Source organism: Sulfurimonas sp. HSL1-2, from assembly GCF_039645565.1.
Taxonomy (GTDB): domain Bacteria; phylum Campylobacterota; class Campylobacteria; order Campylobacterales; family Sulfurimonadaceae; genus Thiomicrolovo; species Thiomicrolovo zhangzhouensis.
Genome location: NZ_CP147914.1, coordinates 1,553,347 through 1,568,955 on the forward strand (window position 1 = coordinate 1,553,347; position 15,609 = coordinate 1,568,955).

18 protein-coding genes are annotated in these 15,609 nt (G+C 55.7%); 8 read left to right on the forward strand and 10 right to left on the reverse strand.

The annotated features are described in order from the left end of the window. Window positions 1-184: 184 nt before the first annotated feature. From WCX18_RS08035 to nifB, 7 genes are all read right to left on the reverse strand, one after another. Window positions 185-1,693, reverse strand: a complete 1,509-nt coding sequence (locus WCX18_RS08035; protein WP_345987104.1) for a GNAT family N-acetyltransferase — start codon at window positions 1,691-1,693, stop codon at window positions 185-187. A gap of 2 nt (window positions 1,694-1,695) precedes the next feature. Next, window positions 1,696-1,962 carry a hypothetical protein gene (locus WCX18_RS08040; protein WP_345987105.1) on the reverse strand — a complete coding sequence of 89 codons (267 nt, stop codon included), beginning with the start codon at window positions 1,960-1,962 and terminating at the stop codon, window positions 1,696-1,698. A gap of 39 nt (window positions 1,963-2,001) precedes the next feature. After that, complete coding sequence (locus WCX18_RS08045) at window positions 2,002-2,196, reverse strand: CCE_0567 family metalloprotein (RefSeq protein WP_345987106.1); 195 nt, start codon at window positions 2,194-2,196, stop codon at window positions 2,002-2,004. A gap of 71 nt (window positions 2,197-2,267) precedes the next feature. Beyond that, window positions 2,268-2,495, reverse strand: a complete 228-nt coding sequence (locus WCX18_RS08050; protein ID WP_231018409.1) for a FeoA family protein — start codon at window positions 2,493-2,495, stop codon at window positions 2,268-2,270. Window positions 2,496-2,506: 11 nt separating this feature from the next. Then, window positions 2,507-3,331, reverse strand: a complete 825-nt coding sequence (locus tag WCX18_RS08055; RefSeq protein ID WP_345987107.1) for a GNAT family N-acetyltransferase — start codon at window positions 3,329-3,331, stop codon at window positions 2,507-2,509. Then, on the reverse strand, window positions 3,322-4,443 hold the full coding sequence (gene nifV, locus WCX18_RS08060; protein WP_345984621.1) for a homocitrate synthase: 1,122 nt from the start codon (window positions 4,441-4,443) through the stop codon (window positions 3,322-3,324). The genes WCX18_RS08055 and nifV overlap by 10 nt, the downstream gene beginning before the upstream one ends. Window positions 4,444-4,551: 108 nt before the next feature. Continuing rightward, window positions 4,552-5,934 carry a nitrogenase cofactor biosynthesis protein NifB gene (gene nifB, locus WCX18_RS08065; RefSeq protein WP_345984622.1) on the reverse strand — a complete coding sequence of 461 codons (1,383 nt, stop codon included), beginning with the start codon at window positions 5,932-5,934 and terminating at the stop codon, window positions 4,552-4,554. 348 nt (window positions 5,935-6,282) lie between these two features. On the opposite strand from nifB, the gene WCX18_RS08070 reads away from it, so the two are divergent. From WCX18_RS08070 to WCX18_RS08095, 6 genes are all read left to right on the forward strand, one after another. Then, the gene (locus WCX18_RS08070; protein WP_231018413.1) at window positions 6,283-6,723 is read left to right on the forward strand and encodes a hypothetical protein; all 441 of its coding nucleotides are present in this window, start codon (window positions 6,283-6,285) and stop codon (window positions 6,721-6,723) included. Then, on the forward strand, window positions 6,713-7,195 hold the full coding sequence (locus tag WCX18_RS08075; RefSeq protein ID WP_345987108.1) for a hypothetical protein: 483 nt from the start codon (window positions 6,713-6,715) through the stop codon (window positions 7,193-7,195). Before WCX18_RS08070 ends, WCX18_RS08075 begins: the two co-directional genes overlap by 11 nt. Beyond that, complete coding sequence (locus WCX18_RS08080; RefSeq protein WP_345984624.1) at window positions 7,195-8,061, forward strand: hypothetical protein; 867 nt, start codon at window positions 7,195-7,197, stop codon at window positions 8,059-8,061. The genes WCX18_RS08075 and WCX18_RS08080 overlap by 1 nt, the downstream gene beginning before the upstream one ends. A 94-nt stretch (window positions 8,062-8,155) precedes the next feature. Further along, entirely contained in the window at window positions 8,156-8,752 is a 597-nt protein-coding gene (locus WCX18_RS08085) for an ATP-dependent Clp protease proteolytic subunit (RefSeq protein WP_345987109.1), read from the forward strand. Further along, entirely contained in the window at window positions 8,752-9,981 is a 1,230-nt protein-coding gene (gene clpX, locus WCX18_RS08090; RefSeq protein WP_345987110.1) for an ATP-dependent Clp protease ATP-binding subunit ClpX, read from the forward strand. Before WCX18_RS08085 ends, clpX begins: the two co-directional genes overlap by 1 nt. A 131-nt stretch (window positions 9,982-10,112) precedes the next feature. After that, complete coding sequence (locus WCX18_RS08095) at window positions 10,113-11,108, forward strand: rod shape-determining protein (protein WP_345987111.1); 996 nt, start codon at window positions 10,113-10,115, stop codon at window positions 11,106-11,108. 99 nt (window positions 11,109-11,207) lie between these two features. Here the strand turns inward: WCX18_RS08095 and WCX18_RS08100 are convergent, their stop codons facing one another. After that, the gene (locus WCX18_RS08100; RefSeq protein ID WP_345987112.1) at window positions 11,208-13,211 is read right to left on the reverse strand and encodes a diguanylate cyclase; all 2,004 of its coding nucleotides are present in this window, start codon (window positions 13,209-13,211) and stop codon (window positions 11,208-11,210) included. A gap of 213 nt (window positions 13,212-13,424) precedes the next feature. On the opposite strand from WCX18_RS08100, the gene WCX18_RS08105 reads away from it, so the two are divergent. Further along, window positions 13,425-14,606, forward strand: coding sequence for a NifS family cysteine desulfurase (locus WCX18_RS08105; protein WP_345987113.1), 1,182 nt, complete (start codon window positions 13,425-13,427; stop codon window positions 14,604-14,606). A 5-nt stretch (window positions 14,607-14,611) separates the two neighbouring features. Further along, entirely contained in the window at window positions 14,612-14,815 is a 204-nt protein-coding gene (locus WCX18_RS08110) for a hypothetical protein (RefSeq protein WP_345984630.1), read from the forward strand. Here WCX18_RS08110 and WCX18_RS08115 read toward each other — a convergent pair whose 3' ends face one another. Beyond that, complete coding sequence (locus WCX18_RS08115; protein WP_345987114.1) at window positions 14,816-15,106, reverse strand: helix-hairpin-helix domain-containing protein; 291 nt, start codon at window positions 15,104-15,106, stop codon at window positions 14,816-14,818. Window positions 15,107-15,127: 21 nt separating this feature from the next. Continuing rightward, complete coding sequence (locus tag WCX18_RS08120; protein ID WP_345987115.1) at window positions 15,128-15,571, reverse strand: META domain-containing protein; 444 nt, start codon at window positions 15,569-15,571, stop codon at window positions 15,128-15,130. Window positions 15,572-15,609: the final 38 nt, after the last annotated feature.

Genomic DNA, 15,609 nt, shown 5'->3' on the forward strand with positions numbered 1-15,609 from the left:
CCCCGACATTTTGTCGTATAACGCTGCAAAGCACCTATTCATGGGGCTTTGAAGGGATTCACTACTGAAAGGAATTCTCAAAATCAGGATGGTCAGGCGGGCTTCAAAATTGTCGTAAAGCGGACAAAAATTGTCGTGGATGCTACAAAAAGCGGGAAAGGCCCCAAAACTGGGGCTTTGAAGCTTAAAAATTATTTTTAAAATGAAAGACGGTGAGATTGGTGCGGCGGAAGCCGCGGCGGGTGTAGAAGTTATGGGCGTTTTCATTGTCGATATCCGCGGCGAGCTGGATGCGTTTGTAGCCGTACGACTGTGCCATAAAGCGCATTTTGTTGATGAGACGACTGCCCACCCCCATCTTCCGGTACTCCTGCAGGACGACCAGGTCTTCGATCTGTCCAACGTAATCGCCTTCGGCACTGGAGATGAGGCGCTGCATCGTCAGCATCCCGACCACCTTCCCCTCGTGCCGTGCGACGAGCAGGTCGGTACCCTCGTGGCCGTAGAGTTTCGTAATCCCGGAGAGCTGCTTGTCGAAATCGATCTCGAAATCCTGTTCGATGGCGAAGAGCACCCCCAGCAACTCGGCCATGTGCGGAAGGTCCTCCTCCGTCGCGGCTTCGATCGTGATGCCGGTCTTCATATTGATGTCACAGATCTCCGGGTGGAGCACTTCGATCACCAGCTTCGCATGTTCATTAAGCGGGTTGTCTCCTATATAGAGGGATTTCAGGCTCTTCATGTTCGCCAGCTCCTCCGGCAGGTCGACGATGGCATTGCCGTCGATATCGAGTTCGTACAGCTCCGTATAACGGCTGATCGTCTCCGGCACGTCGGAAATGGCGTTGGAAGAGAAGCACAGCGACCCCAGGGTGGTCGACGGCAGCATCGGGAAGGCCGTCAGTCCGCAGCCGTCACAGGAGAAGGCGCGCAGATAGGGGGCGAAATCATCCGCAATTTGCAGCGAAGAGAGTGCATTGTCGTCCAGCGTCATGACTTCTAGCTCATCCAGCCCGTGCAGTGTCACCTCCTTGATCCGGTTCGATGCGAGGTTGACCGATTCGACCCCCAGGGTGAAAAAGGCTTTGTCGATCGTCTCGATGCGGTTGTCCGAGAGCTCCAGCTCCAGCAGCGAACTGAGGTACGCCGCCTCCGGGGGGATAGAGGTGATCAGGTTTCCCTCGAGGTTCAGACGCTCGACCGAAGTCAGCTGGGCCAGCATGGCGGCAATATCTTTAATATAGTTGCCCGCGAGGTTGAGGGTGCGCAGTTCATTGGGAACGCTCAGGCAGTTGTCGAAGCGCTCGAGCACGTTGCCGCTGAGATCGAGCACACGCAGCATCGTGAAACGGACCAGCTCGCAAACGTCGCTGATACGGTTGCCGCTGAGGTTGAGCGAACGGATCGGCAGCGCCCCCAACAGCGCCGGGACGGCCGTGAAGGCGTTACGCCGAAGGTCGACGTTGCCCAGTTTCGTCATCGATGCCATGGACTCGGGCAGTGCAGCGAGTTTGTTGTTGCCCAGGTTGAGCGCAACCAGTTCGCTGAGCAGACCGAAACTCTCGGGCAGGCTCTGCAGCGCGCGGTTGCTCAGATCGAGGCGTTTCACCTCGGCGGGGACTTTGACTTCCGGTGCGATGGCCCGCTGCGCCATCAGCCAGGTACGCAGGGTCTCCCATTGCGGTTCGGACATAGTTACTCTCCTTCCGCCAAACGGCGTATCCGCTCGAGGCGCTGTTCGATCAGGTGCTCGATCTCTTCAAAATCGTACGTACCGAACTGGTTCATGTCGTACAATTTTACCAGTGCCGCACGGCAGCAGCTCTTATTGCATTCGGTCACCAGTTTTTTCGCTTTTTTAAATGGGAGGGAGGTGTTTTGAAAGATGTCGATAGCCTCGGCGACATTTTTTTCGCCGCATTCGCAGATCTCCATCCGGAGAATCTCTTCTTTATTTCGCATGATTAGCCTCCGCAGGACGGGCGTCCATGGCGGGGAGGATCAAAGGCCGTTTTCAGTCTTGAACGTGTTGGCGTCTTCGACTGCAGCGCGAAGTTTTTCACTCAGTTCCGGCATTTTGACGTAATCGGTCCAGAGTGTGTCTTCGACGATATCGTGGATCTCCGAAGCGATCTCGACCGCCAGACGTTTACGCTTAGCCAGCTCTTTTTTCAGTTCTTTTGCCTCTTCTGACATTCTATCTCCTTGTTCGAGGTGGTTCAGGCCCCTCTGCAAACACGACCGAAATCGTCTTTGCAAAGAGGCCCTCAGGCCACTTTATGCACCTCGATAAGGGCAGCTTCCTCTTTGCGGAGGCCGACCAGGGTACGGTTGATCATCACCTGGACGGTACTTTTGAACCAGCCGAAATGCTTAATGCTGATCTGTGCATTCGGCATCAGGCCCATCGCCAGCAGGCGAGCGCGAAGCGCACCGTGAACATTGATGGCGTCCACCGCGGCTATTTCACCGACTTTCATCTGCAATAAACACATTTCGGGCTCCTTTAAAGTGAAAATGCGTAAATGTTTTCGAACTTAATCGAATTGCCGCCCTTGCTCATGTGGACGAACTTCTGCTGCTGTTTGAAGTGGTACTTCTCGTAAAGATCAACGACCGGCTTCACCCCGAGGGGAACGTCGGCAAAGACCTTTTTGAGCCCCCGGAAATAGAGGACCCCTTTCATCATTTTTTCCGCTTCGTCGTCATGGCCCTGGCGTACCTGCCAGGGGCCCAGATAGACATGGCGGGCATTGACGACGCTGGAGTGCTGAAAGGCATTCGGCAGCGTGAACTTGAGCGAGCTGGTGCGTTCCATCTCATCGAGCAGGAAGGCTAGGCGGTCTTCGCCGAACGTTTCATGATCGATGGCATGGATGGCGGATTCGAAGTTTCCGCCGTCAAGCTCTTTGGCATGCGCATTGGTAAAATTGAACGGCGGCACTTTGCCGACATTGATGAAGCGGCCCACTTCCATATTTGATTCAAAGCCGTGGGCTTCGAAAAACGGTACGAGGTCCGGGTTGGCATGGAGATAAATTTTGCGGAAATCGTTCTCCAGTACCCCCAGAAGCGTTTGGAAAAGGCGTTTGCCTATTCCCTGCTTCTGGTACTCCGGACGCACCATAAAATATTTCATCTGTGCCGTTTCGGTAAAGCCGATCGACATGATCGCCCCCACCAGTTTGCCGTCTTCGTACGCACCGTAGCAGAGGTTGGGCGAGTGCATCATCATCAGTTTGATATGGTAACCGTCGGCAAGCCAGCCCACCGTATCAGCAATCTTTACCAGTTCAGCGACGTCTGCGAATTTGAGCCATCCTATGAACATAGGCTCTGCCTGTAAAGAGATACGAGCTCCATGTCGTCAAGGACCTGCTTACGCGAGGTCACGATTTCGCGAATGCGCGGCAGCAGAGACTGCAGTGCACTCTTTTCGGCGCTGATGCCGAGCTGTTTGAGATGGTACATGACCGTCCCGGTACCCGAATGCTTGCCGATAGGGAAAGCACGCAGTCCCCCGACCTCTTCGGCATCGAAGGGTTCGTATGCACGGCTGTTCTTCATCATACCGTCAGCATGGATACCGCTCTCATGGGCAAAGAGACGCTCCCCGACAATGGGGGCGTTCGGCGCGATCGTTACGCCCGCCGCCTCAGCGACGATGGCAATGAGCGAACGCATCTGCATCGCATCGATGCGGCGCGTATCGCCGTAGAGGTGTTTGAGCGCCATGGAGATCTGTTCGAACGAAGCGTTACCCGCCCGTTCGCCCAGACCGATGACCGTCGTATTGACGCTGAGCGCACCTGCATCCAACCCGCTGAGCGCATTGGCATTGGCAAGACCGAAATCATTGTGCGTGTGCATTTCGATCGGAAGGAGATTGAGGGAAACCAATGCCTTGATGGCTTCGTAGGTTCGTGTCGGTGTCAGAATCCCGACGGTATCGCAGTAGCGGAAACGGTCAGCGCCGAGCGTATGGCCCAGCTGCATCACGTCGGCAATAAAGCCAAGATCGGCACGGGAGCTGTCTTCGGCCCCGATACAGACATAGAGTCCTTCGCGTTTCGCGGCCATAATGACTGCCTCGAGCTGCGAAAGCATCCGGCTTTTATCACCGCCGAATTTAACGTCAATCAGAATATCCGAGACGGGAATGGAAAGGTCAACGGCTTTCACGCCACATTCAAGCGAAGCCTCGAGGTCGCGCATCGTCGCACGGTTCCAGGTCATCATCCGCGCCTCCAGCCCGAGGGCCAGCAGTTCGCGGATGTCATCCTGTTCGCGCGTTCCCATGGCGGGAATGCCGATCTCGAGTTCATCGGCACCGCAGGCATCAAGCGCGCGGGCGATCGCTATTTTTTCACCGGTGTTGAACGCCACATAGGGCGCCTGTTCACCGTCACGTAACGTCGTGTCGTTGATCAAAGCCATTTCCATCCTTCACCTTCGTCAATTCGTCTCATCTGACGCAAAATGCGAAAGCATTTGTCTGCTGTTTAGCGGCCTGCCGGCAGTTCCGGGAAAACCCGGAGCGCACCGACGCTCTTAGTTCGCTTCCATCTCCTCGGGGAGATTGAAGTATTTGCGTGTCGCCTTGAGGACGGAAGCCTCCATCGGCTGATACGCATAGCTCATATCCGCAATCAGTCCCGCTTTCGCGAGGTCGTCCTGCGGACAGCCGCCGATCTTCGCTGTCAGGATCAGCTTGCAGTCTTTGAGTTTCTCAAGGATCGCATCGATCGGGTTCGTGCCATCCGGTCCCGCACAGTACTCGTAGTCGAGTTTACGGTGGTGGATGAAGCGGATACCGCGGTCGCCGGCTTCATAGATGAGGAACTCTTTGACCGAACCGAAGTGCTGGTTGATCATCCCTTCGCCCGCCGTCGTTACCGCGACAAGGATGGTCTGACCGTCGGAGCTGAGGTCTGCCTTCTCTTTGCGGACACGCTCGTTCGCACGGTCGAGGAAGAAACGGAACTCTTCGATCTTCGCATGCGCTTCTTTACGGCCTTCAACATTGTAGTGCGCTTCGAGGGCATCGAAACTCATCTCTTTGAAGCGGTCTTTCGTGAATTCCGCACCGCGGTCCTCACCGATCAGACCTACGGCGTCGGCGCGGCACTGGCGGCAGTGCTGCATCAGTTTCATATCCATACCGCACGCTTCCTGGACTTCCATCTGCTGCTGATCCGTCGCAGACGGTACACCGTCAAGGGCGAATTTCGTACCGAACTCCGGCTCGGAGATGATCGGCATGATGTTGTGGAGGAAGACACCGATCTCTTTGAGTTTCTTGGAAACTTCCGGCAGGTGCTTGTCGTTGATGCCCGGGATCAGAACGGAGTTCGCCTTAATCAGGATGCCGTGCTCGACACACTTCTTCATCCCTTCGAGCTGGTTCTCGAGGAGGATACGGGACGCCTCTTTACCGTAGATGCGTTTGTTGTTGTGGTAGATCCACGGATAGATTTTCGAACCGATCTCGCCTGTTTCGTCTACAGAGTTGATCGTGACCGTAATGTGGTCGATGTCGTATTTAACCATCTCATCAACGAAGTTCGGCAGTGCAAGGCCGTTCGTAGAGAGACAGAGTTTCAGGTCTGGCGCTTTTTCGCGGACCATTGCAAATGTCTTGAATGTTTTTTCCGGGTTGGCGAGGGCATCTCCCGGTCCGGCAATACCAAGAACACTCATACGCTGAACTTCACCGCCGACGAACATGACCTTCTTGACGGACTCTTCCGGTGTCAGGCGTTCGCTTGTAACCCCCGGACGGCTCTCGTTGGAACAGTCGTATTTACGGTTACAGTAGTTACACTGGATATTACATGCAGGTGCAACCGCAACGTGGATACGTGCGTAGTGGTGGTGGGCTCCTTCAGAGTAACATGGGTGATCGTGGACCTTTTCTGCAATATCAGCTGGCAATGCTGATTCTGTTGGGCTTGAACCGCAGCTCATTTTAGCTCCTTTAATAGATGTATAGGTTTGACGAACCTGACCTTGCATCATGTAGCTACAATCATATTCTGCTGCCAATGATGCAAACCCCATTCCAGCCATTTTCCGGCCCAACGGGCTACCACCTCCGACAATCCTTACAATTTTGTCCCCCGATGATCTCTTTGAGAGCACGGCAACATTATTAATTAGTATCTCATGCAAAACCTCCCATTCTCCGCCAACGCCCGACAGCCGGGGAGCTCTTCACTGGAACGCATCTTGCATTTTAGCCGTCAAGTACGCCTGATTCCGGGCGACGGTAAAGGAAACTCTATGAAGATCGCTGTCCCGTTCAGTCAACAGCTCGAGCTCTATCGCGATAACCCTTCGACCGCCCCCAAATTCGGCATTTATGAAATTGTTATGGAAAAGAGCCGGGTCGGCATCTCCCTGCTGAGCGTTGAGATGAACCCCTGGTGCAAAACGGCGTGCGGTCTCTTTGACACCTCTTCAACCACGTGTACCTGCGATGAAGAGCGCCAAAAAGATATCCGTCATATCACCGAACACTATGCGCTGCTTGAAGTGCTCGCCGGCTGCAGCTACCTGCTGGCCGACCGCTTCTGCGACAACACCAAACGCGCACTGACCAACGGCGGCATCCACCTGTTCAAATTCCCCTCCGTCATCCGTACGACGGAGAACGCCATCAAAAATTTCATCATAGGAGCTTCACTTGCAAATACAGTTGAACACGTCTACTATGCGTCTTGAAGAGCTGCCGCTTGATATCGGTTATGCCTCCGAAAAAGTTATGCTCAAGGCCCCCGACGGTACGTCACAGAGCGTCGGCGGACAGGACGGTAAGACCCAGCTGATCGTTACGGCCCCTTTTATAGACGATGACTTCATCGCCGAACTGCAAGCCATCGGGAAAGCGCTCCCCGAAGGCGACGGCGTCAATGCCTCGCTGATCGTCGCGGCGACCACCCACGAGGACCCCAAAGTCGAAGGGTTCCGTTTCCTGCTCGACAGCGACGAAGAGTTCGCCGACTGGTACGGCGTGCGCCTCAGCGGTGAGCCTCTCGCAGGGGAGCTGACCAAGGCCCTGTTCATCATCTCCAAAGATGGTGCACTCTATTACGACGAATTTGCAAAAAACCTGCATGATCCGTTCAATGCCGAAACGGCCGTGCGGAAAATTTACGCTGCGCAGGAATGTTATACCGGGAAAGGATGCCACTAATGAGTGAAACAATGACGACTACAGAGACCAAAGACTACAGTGAACTGATCGAAACGATCAAAAAAGAGATCCGCAACCAGACGACCGTCCCCTACTTCGGGCTGGGAATCTTCAAAGGGATCACGACCAAAGAGGGCGAACAGATGCCCTTTGACTCGGATTCGATGATCCTGATGATGAACAACGGCCGCGCCATGAGCCCGCGCCTGATGTTCGAATATTCCCGGGCCGCCATGCACCTCGAGCAGCGCCGCGGCGTCGACTACATCCAGCAGATGACCAACTGGATCTACACCAAGGAGTTCGAACCGACACCGCTGCACAAGGCGATCCTGAACATGTCGCCGCGCTACATCATCGACACCAACCGCGATGCCAAGCTGCAGGAGATGCTCGCGTTCGAACCGCATACGTTCATCATCGGGAAGTCGCGTATCCTTGACAACGACTACCGCTACGAGATCTACGAGTGGGATGTCGAGAACAAGAAGTACTTCCAGGTCGACGAAGAGGCCCTCGACGACGCCCAGAAGATCCTCTTCAAGCCGATGGGTTCCCCGCTGCCGGACCCGAGCTTCGTCATCTCCGACGCCGACTATGTCGACTGGCTGACCGAAGCGATGGGCGGCTATGCCGTCCCGTCCGTACTCAAAACCTACCGCAAGACGAAAAAGTACCTCTTCATGGGAACCTATTTCGACCGCGATACCGACCGTATGGTCGCCAACGAACTGACGCACGACCTCGAAGGGGGTTACTTCATCACCGACCAGGAACTCGGTAAAAAAGAGAAGAAATTCGTCGAGAAGCACAATCTCGAACTGATCAAGATGTCGCTCGAAGCCTTCACCGAGGCGTTTATCTAAAACCCAAAACACCTGCCCCAATCGGGGCAAACGATACGCAATCTTGAGCGATCGCTTAGCGGGATGACGCGGCGAAGCCACACAAAGGAAACTTATGCCATACATACCTACCGTAAAAGACAGAACCCCACGGGGCGAACGCTATTTTGACCTTTTTTCCAAACTGATGGGTGACCGTGTCATCATGATCACCGAACCGATCGACGACCACATGATGGGGATCATCGTCTCCCAACTGCTTTATCTTGAAGCCGAAGATTCCGAAGAGCCGATCCATATGTATATCAGTTCTCCGGGCGGTTCGGTGATGGCGGGTCTCGCCATCCTGGACACCATGCAGCTGATCAGTGCCCCGGTCTACACCTACGGTCTGGGAATGGTCGCATCGATGGCCGCCGTCCTCTTCACCTGTGGCGAGCCGGGACACCGCTACGTGCTCCCCAACGCCGAAGTGATGATCCACCAGCCGCTCGGCGGCGCACAGGGCCAGGCCAGTGATATCGAGATCCAGGCCAACCACATTATCAGCCTCAAAAAGCGCCTCTACAGGATCCTCTCCGAAGCCACCGGTGCGCCGGTCAAAACCATTGAGAAGGCCAGCGACCGCGACAACTATTTTGTCGCCGAAGACGCCATCAAGTTCGGTCTGGCGGACCAGATCCTCAATGCTATTACGAAAAAGGAAGTCTGATGAGTACCAAAGAAGAGAAAACATGTTCGTTCTGCGGGCGTAAGCAGAGCGAAGTGAAAAAAATGTTCTCCTCCGAGAACACCAATATCTGTAACGAGTGTGTCACGACCTGTTCAAACATCCTCCAGAAGGAGGTCCGTTACGAACAGCAGGAGAAGATGCACCAGGAGCTGCCGAAGCCCTCGAAGATCGTCGACTTCCTCGACAAGTACATCATTGGGCAGGAGGACGCGAAGAAGGTCCTCGCCGTCGCGCTGTACAACCACTACAAGCGGATCGAAAACCCGATCTACAATAATGTCGAGCTGGAAAAATCGAACATTATGCTGCTCGGACCGACGGGGAGCGGTAAGACCCTCCTGGCCAAATCCCTGGCCAAGATCATGAACGTGCCCTTCGCCGTCGCCGATGCGACAGCACTGACCGAAGCGGGCTACGTCGGTGAAGACGTCGAGAGCATCCTCTCCCGCCTCCTCGCCGCGGCCAACTACGACATCGAAGCGGCTCAGCGCGGGATCATCTACATCGATGAGATCGACAAGATCGCCCGCAAATCCGAGAGCGCCACGATGGGCCGCGACGTCTCCGGCGAAGGGGTCCAGCAGGGTCTGCTCAAGATCCTGGAGGGCAGCGAAGTCTACGTCCCGGTCAAAGGGAGCCGCAAGAACTCCACGACGGAGACCGTCCTCTTCGATACGACGCACGTCCTCTTCGTCTGCGGGGGCGCCTTCGTCGGCCTCGTGCCGGACAAGCACACGAAGCGCACCAACAAGGTCGGCTTTGCAAAAGTCCAGAAAAGCGAGATGGCTGCCGACTTCAAAGTCGACCAGCGCGCCCTGGTCCACTACGGTATCATTCCCGAGTTCATCGGCCGTATCCCGGTCATCGCCCAGCTGCGCGAACTGACCAAGGATCAGATGGTCCAGATTCTCCAGGAACCGGACAATGCCCTGATCAAACAGTTCCAGGCGCTCTTCGATATGGACGGTATCAGCCTGGAATTCGAAGCCAAAGCCCTCGAAGCGATCGCACAGCAGGCGATCGACAAAGGCGTCGGTGCCCGCGGTCTGCGCGGTATCATCGAAGAGGTGATGCTGCCGCTGCAGTACAGCTGCCCTTCGCGCGAGGACCTCGAAAGCGTCACGATCACCGAGGGGGTCGTCAGCGACCCGACGACCGAACCGATCTACACCTTCAAAAAAGAGGAAAAAGAGAGCGCTGAAGCGTAAGCGCTCCCAACGTTCCCCCGCGCGGGAACATCTCCCAAAACAACCTTCCGGACACTCCCTCCTCCTCCGACCACGTGGCCAAGCATTTACGGGCATCTTGTAAAATGTCTCCAAACAATGAGGGGGAAAGCATGTTTTCAAGAAGGCGCTACGCCATCGATCTCGGTACGGACAATACCATCGTCTATGAACCGTCGCGGGGTATCATCTTCAACGAGCCGACCTGCATCACGGTCAACAAAAGCAGCAAGAAAACCGTCTGTATCGGGCACGAATCCAAACAGATGCTGGGCAAGACACCGCCGCACCTCCCTGTCATCCGTCCCCTTTCGCATGGCGCCATCGCCGATCTCGATGCGACCGTCCGCTTTCTGAAGCATCTTATCCATACATTGATGCTCAGACGCGGTCTCTTCGCGCCTGCGATCGCCGTCAGCGTCCCCTTCGACCTCACGGCGTACGAACGCGATGCCGTCCGATCGGCCGGCCTCCAGAGCGGGGCGGGCAGCATCGTGATGATCAAGGACCCCTTTTCGGCTGCCGTCGGCGCCGGCATCGACTTCCACTCCCCCGACGGCGCCCTGCTGCTCGACATCGGCAGCGGCGTCACCGAGATCTCGCTGCTCAGCTGCGGCGGCATCGTCGCATCGCACTCCGTACGCTCCGCCGGATGGGATTTCGAACAGGCCATCATCCACCATTTCGACAGCGTCCACCGCGAACGGATTGCTTCGCACGAAGCGGAAAGCCTGAAACTCCAGCTCTCCCGTCCCGGTGCAGCCGACACGGCGAAGGTCCATGCCCTCAGTCGCGACAATGCCATTCCCCACGCCCTGCAGGTCCCTCTGAATGAAGTACGCGAAGCCCTGCAGCCCGGCATCCGCCGCCTCGGTCGGTTCGTAAGTACGTTCATGCGCACCCTTCCCGAGGATTTCGCCCCCCGTCTCCGCGACAACGGCCTCTACATGACCGGCGGCAGCGCACAGCTGGACGGTCTGGGAACACACCTCGAGAAGACGCTCGGGCTTAAAACCGTCCTCAGCCGTGACCCCCTCCGGGAGATCGCCCTGGGCGCCGGGCGTATCATGGAGGACCGGAAACTGTTTGCGCATCTTAGTGCCAGGTAAACCTGCCTAAGCCATCCGGCTGCCGGGGAACAGCCCCTTTGAAGTCGTACCTCTCCGGCGGCTGAGCCGACATGTACTTACAAAAAAAGGGGAAGAGGCCTAAGCGGACACGACCCGGTTACGGCCTGAATGCTTCGCTGCATACATGGCCGTATCGGCCGCTTCGAGCAGTTTGCCCGGACTGTCCGTGCTTTTAGAGAGGCTGGCGACCCCGATGCTCACCGTCAGGAAAAACTCCCCTTCACCCCCCCTCATATAAGGCTCCGCTGCGATCTCGCTGCACAGACGCTGTGCCAGCTCCATCGCTTCATCATGTGAGGATTCGGGGAGAATGATCACAAACTCTTCGCCGCCGTAACGGGCAGTAATATCGGTTTTACGCATCGTTTTTTTCAAAATGTCCGCCACCTTGCGCAGCGCCATATCCCCGACCTGGTGGCCGAACGTATCGTTGATCTTCTTGAAATGATCGATGTCGAGCATAAAAAGCGACAACGGGTGGTTGTAGCGTTCCGCCCTGACGAGCTCTGCGCTCAGCTGTTTTTCCAGGACGTGGCGGTTGTAAAGCCCGGTCAGGGCATCGTGCCGCGCCGAATATTCCAACGCCCGCTCCATCCGCCGGTATTCGGTCACGTCACGGACGATCCCCAGCACCCGCTCCTCCTGTCCGATCATGATGGGAGTGGCTGAAATCTCTGCCAAAAAGACGCTGCCGTCTTTGCGTCGCAGCTGTTTCTCCCGCCGGGACGCCTGGCGTGTCCTGATGATCCCGGGAAACATGTCCGGTTGCTGGCCATGGGGCAGAAGGTCGTACACATGCATCCGGCTCAATTCGCTCTTCGAGTACCCGGTAAGTTCCGTATAGGCGTTATTGACCATGACGAAATGCCCACTTCTGTCTACCAGGCTGATCCCGTCCATGCTCTGTTCCACGACCGCGCTCAGCAGCGCCTCGCGGTCTTTCAAGGTCTGTTCATACCGCTTGCGGTCCGTAATGTCATAGATGGTCCCGATGGAGCGGACCGGCGTTCCCTTGGTGTCATAAAAGGTCTCACCGCTTTCCAGGACGTATTTAACCCTGCCGTCGCGCAGCAGCAGCCGGTGCTCTATTCTGTAGGGCGTACGATAACTGACCGAATTCTGGTAGATCCGGTCGACCAATGCCCTGTCATCGGGGTGTATAAAGTGTGAGAACAGCTCATAGGAGACGTCGAAATCCTCCCGGTCGATTTCGAAAATCCGGTACACTTCATCCGACCAGGTCAGCGCGTTCGTTTCAAGGTTGAGCTCCCAGCTGCCGAAGTGCGCGAGGCTCTGCGCCTCCTGCAGCTTCCGCTGTGACGCTTCAAGATTCTGCGTGCGTTGTTCCACAAGGTACTCGAGTTCCTGCCGGTCCAGCATATTACGTTTAACGAGATAGCGGTAGATAAGAAGGTTGATGAAGATGAAGCCTACAATGACCGCGAACATCAGATATTCGTAAAAAGCGAGATTGCTGTTCAGGGCATAGAAAATCCCCTCGATCCTTTTGTTGAGCAGGCTCATGAAATCGTCGATGGGGTTCATGATCTTCTGTTTGGCCTCATAATAGGCTTCCGAGTGCAGCAGCGCTATGGCCCTCTGCTGATCAGGTTCCGTCAGGACGGTGTACTGTCCGTGGGCATCCTTGAATCGCCCTTCCACAGCGTTGATGGCCTCGATCTCCAGATTGACCAGTGCATTTGAATGGTCTTCCGCCGCTTTCAATCTGGCCTTCTCTTCCGGGGTGAACGGGAGATCCCTGATAATGTCACGCAGGGGTTTCTTCTCCCCCAAAGGATGTTTGCGTTCCCTGTCTTCTTTTGACAGATCCCAATACACGTTGGCATACCCCTCCGGCCGGGGGGCTTTGCCGTTGCGGATAGCCAGTGTCGTGAAGTAGCGCTGTTTGAACTCCGGGTCTTTCGTCACAACGAAGGTGCGCGCAAAATCGGTCAGGTCGTCGGAGCTCTGGCGCAACTCGTCGGCCGTCTCCAACATCTGTTTTGCGTCAAGAATCTCCTGCTCCATCTGCATGTGCAGGCTGTCGGCCTTATAGAAGATGACGGTGACAATACCGATCATTACTATTTCACATAATATAATAAAAAGATTATTTTTTGTTTTCATTCTATATTTATTATAGCAAAGTGTACAGCCGGCCGCAACCAGACCGGTTTAAACCGGTGGTGACAAAAAAAACCCTCTTTTTTCGTCAAAAACGCATTGGCCCCCTTTTCTCGAACAGATTTTGCATTCTACCGGGCATTAACACCCAACAAAAACGAGGAACATTCAATGCGCGTTTATCTCGACAACAATGCCACCACTAAAATCGACCCCCTGGTCAAAGTCAAAATGCAGCCCTTTTTCGAAGAGCTTTTCGGGAACCCGAACTCCCTGCACCAGTACGGGATGGAAGTCCGCCCCCACCTGAACAAAGCAATGGGGAAAATGTACGACGCCCTGAATGTACCGGACGAAGATGACATCCTCATCACCTCCTGCGCGACCGAGAGCAACAACACCGTACTCAAAGGGGTGTATTTCAAGCATATCCTGAAAAACCCGGAGAAGAACCACATCGTTACGACCTCCGTCGAGCACCCGTGTATCCTCGACACCCTCCACTTCCTGAGCGACTATGGGGTCGACGTCACCTACGTCGATGTTGACGAAAACGGCGGCGTCAGCGCCGAAGCGATCAAAGCAGCCGTCACCGATAAAACCGTCCTGATCTCCATGATGTGGGCCAACAATGAAACAGGAATGATCTTCCCGGTCGAAGAGGTCAGCGCCTTCGCCAAAGCAAACGACATCCTCTTCCACAGCGACGCCGTTCAGGCCATCGGCAAACTGCCGGTCGACCTGACAAAGGTCAACGTCGACTACCTTACCTTCTCCGCGCACAAGTTCCATGGTCCCAAAGGGGTCGGCGGTCTCTATGTCAAAAAAGGCAAACAGCTCCCCAACCTGCTGCACGGCGGCGAACAGATGGGCGGTAAACGCGCCGGTACCCTCAACGTCGCCTATATCGTCGGTATGGGTCTGGCGATGGAACAGGCCGCAGGTCACGTCGACAAGATGAACACCGAAGTACGCCGCCTGCGCGACAAACTCGAAGACGCCCTGGCAAAAATCCCCGACACCATCATCGTCGGACCGCGTGAAGGCCGTACGCCGAACACGGTTCTCATCTCCCTGCGCGGGATCGAAGGTGAAGCGATGCTCTGGGACCTCAACCGTGCCGGTATCGCCGCCTCCACCGGTTCGGCATGTGCTTCCGAATCGCTCCAAGCCAACCCGATCATGAGCGCCATCGGCGAAGACCCGGAACTGGCGCACACCGCCATCCGCCTCAGCCTGTCGCGCTTCACGACCGAAGATGAGATCGACTACGTCATCGACGCCTTCACGAAAGCGGCCGAACGCCTGCGCTCCATCTCCTCCACATACGGATACAAAAGCGAAGCGGGCTGAACCCGATGCGTTACCTCATAAACGTCCGCGTCGACGGTACGAAAAAACGCACCTACCCCGTCGATGCAAAGGACGAGACACAGGCCAAAGAGCGCCTGCTGCTCCGCCTTCCGCCGCACCAGCGCGAAACGCTTATTGTCGACGAGATCAAGATCGACCCCGCCTCGCTGGTGAATGCCGATCCCTACGGCATCTTCGGCGAAGAGTGATCATTCACTCTTCAGCATCGCCTTGCGCTGCGGCGTATAGGCCCACCAGACTCTTGCCTCGCCCCCGTTCATAAAATCCGTAATCGACATAAAGACATCCAGTACACAGGGGTCCTGTTTCATCCCCGTCAGTTCGCACAAAATACCGTACAGTTCCAGCGGATCCTGGCCGCTCAGCTCCTCGGGGTGGTTGATCCCGATACGGCGCAGATCGGCAGCCAGCGCAGGACCGATATTGGGCAGATCGGTCAATGTTTTCGTCGTTTCGCGTTTGACTTTATCGGGGTGCATGGGCGTTCTCCTCTCTGCCGGTCACGGGGCGGCTCGGAACATCATGGTTCCGCCCTCACCGGACAGTTCAAGATAAAGGTTCCCCTCTTCCAGGCGAAAAGAGTGAACCCGCATAAGGTCACGTACGAAGCGTCTGTCCTGGGAATCCGGGCCGCATGCCATTTTTGTCGCGAACAGCCGCCCGAGTCTCAGCGTGTCATCCTCGATCGTATAGGAACCGCCGCCTCTATTGCAGTCAAGTCGGGCCTGTACTCCCCCCACTGCGTCAAAACGGACCGTGTAGCGCTCCGGCACCGCCGAAACGAGTCTGCCGGATATTGTCTCGGTCGCGATCCACTCCCAGGTCCTGCCTGTGAACAGTCCCCCATCATCGTTGGCATTACGCTTTTTGGTATCGTGATACTGTGAACAGGCCGTCAGAAAGAACAGTAAAAATACGGAGAGAATACGGCGCAGCATTTTCATCACTTGAATTGACACTCTAGTGACAGCGTAGCACACTT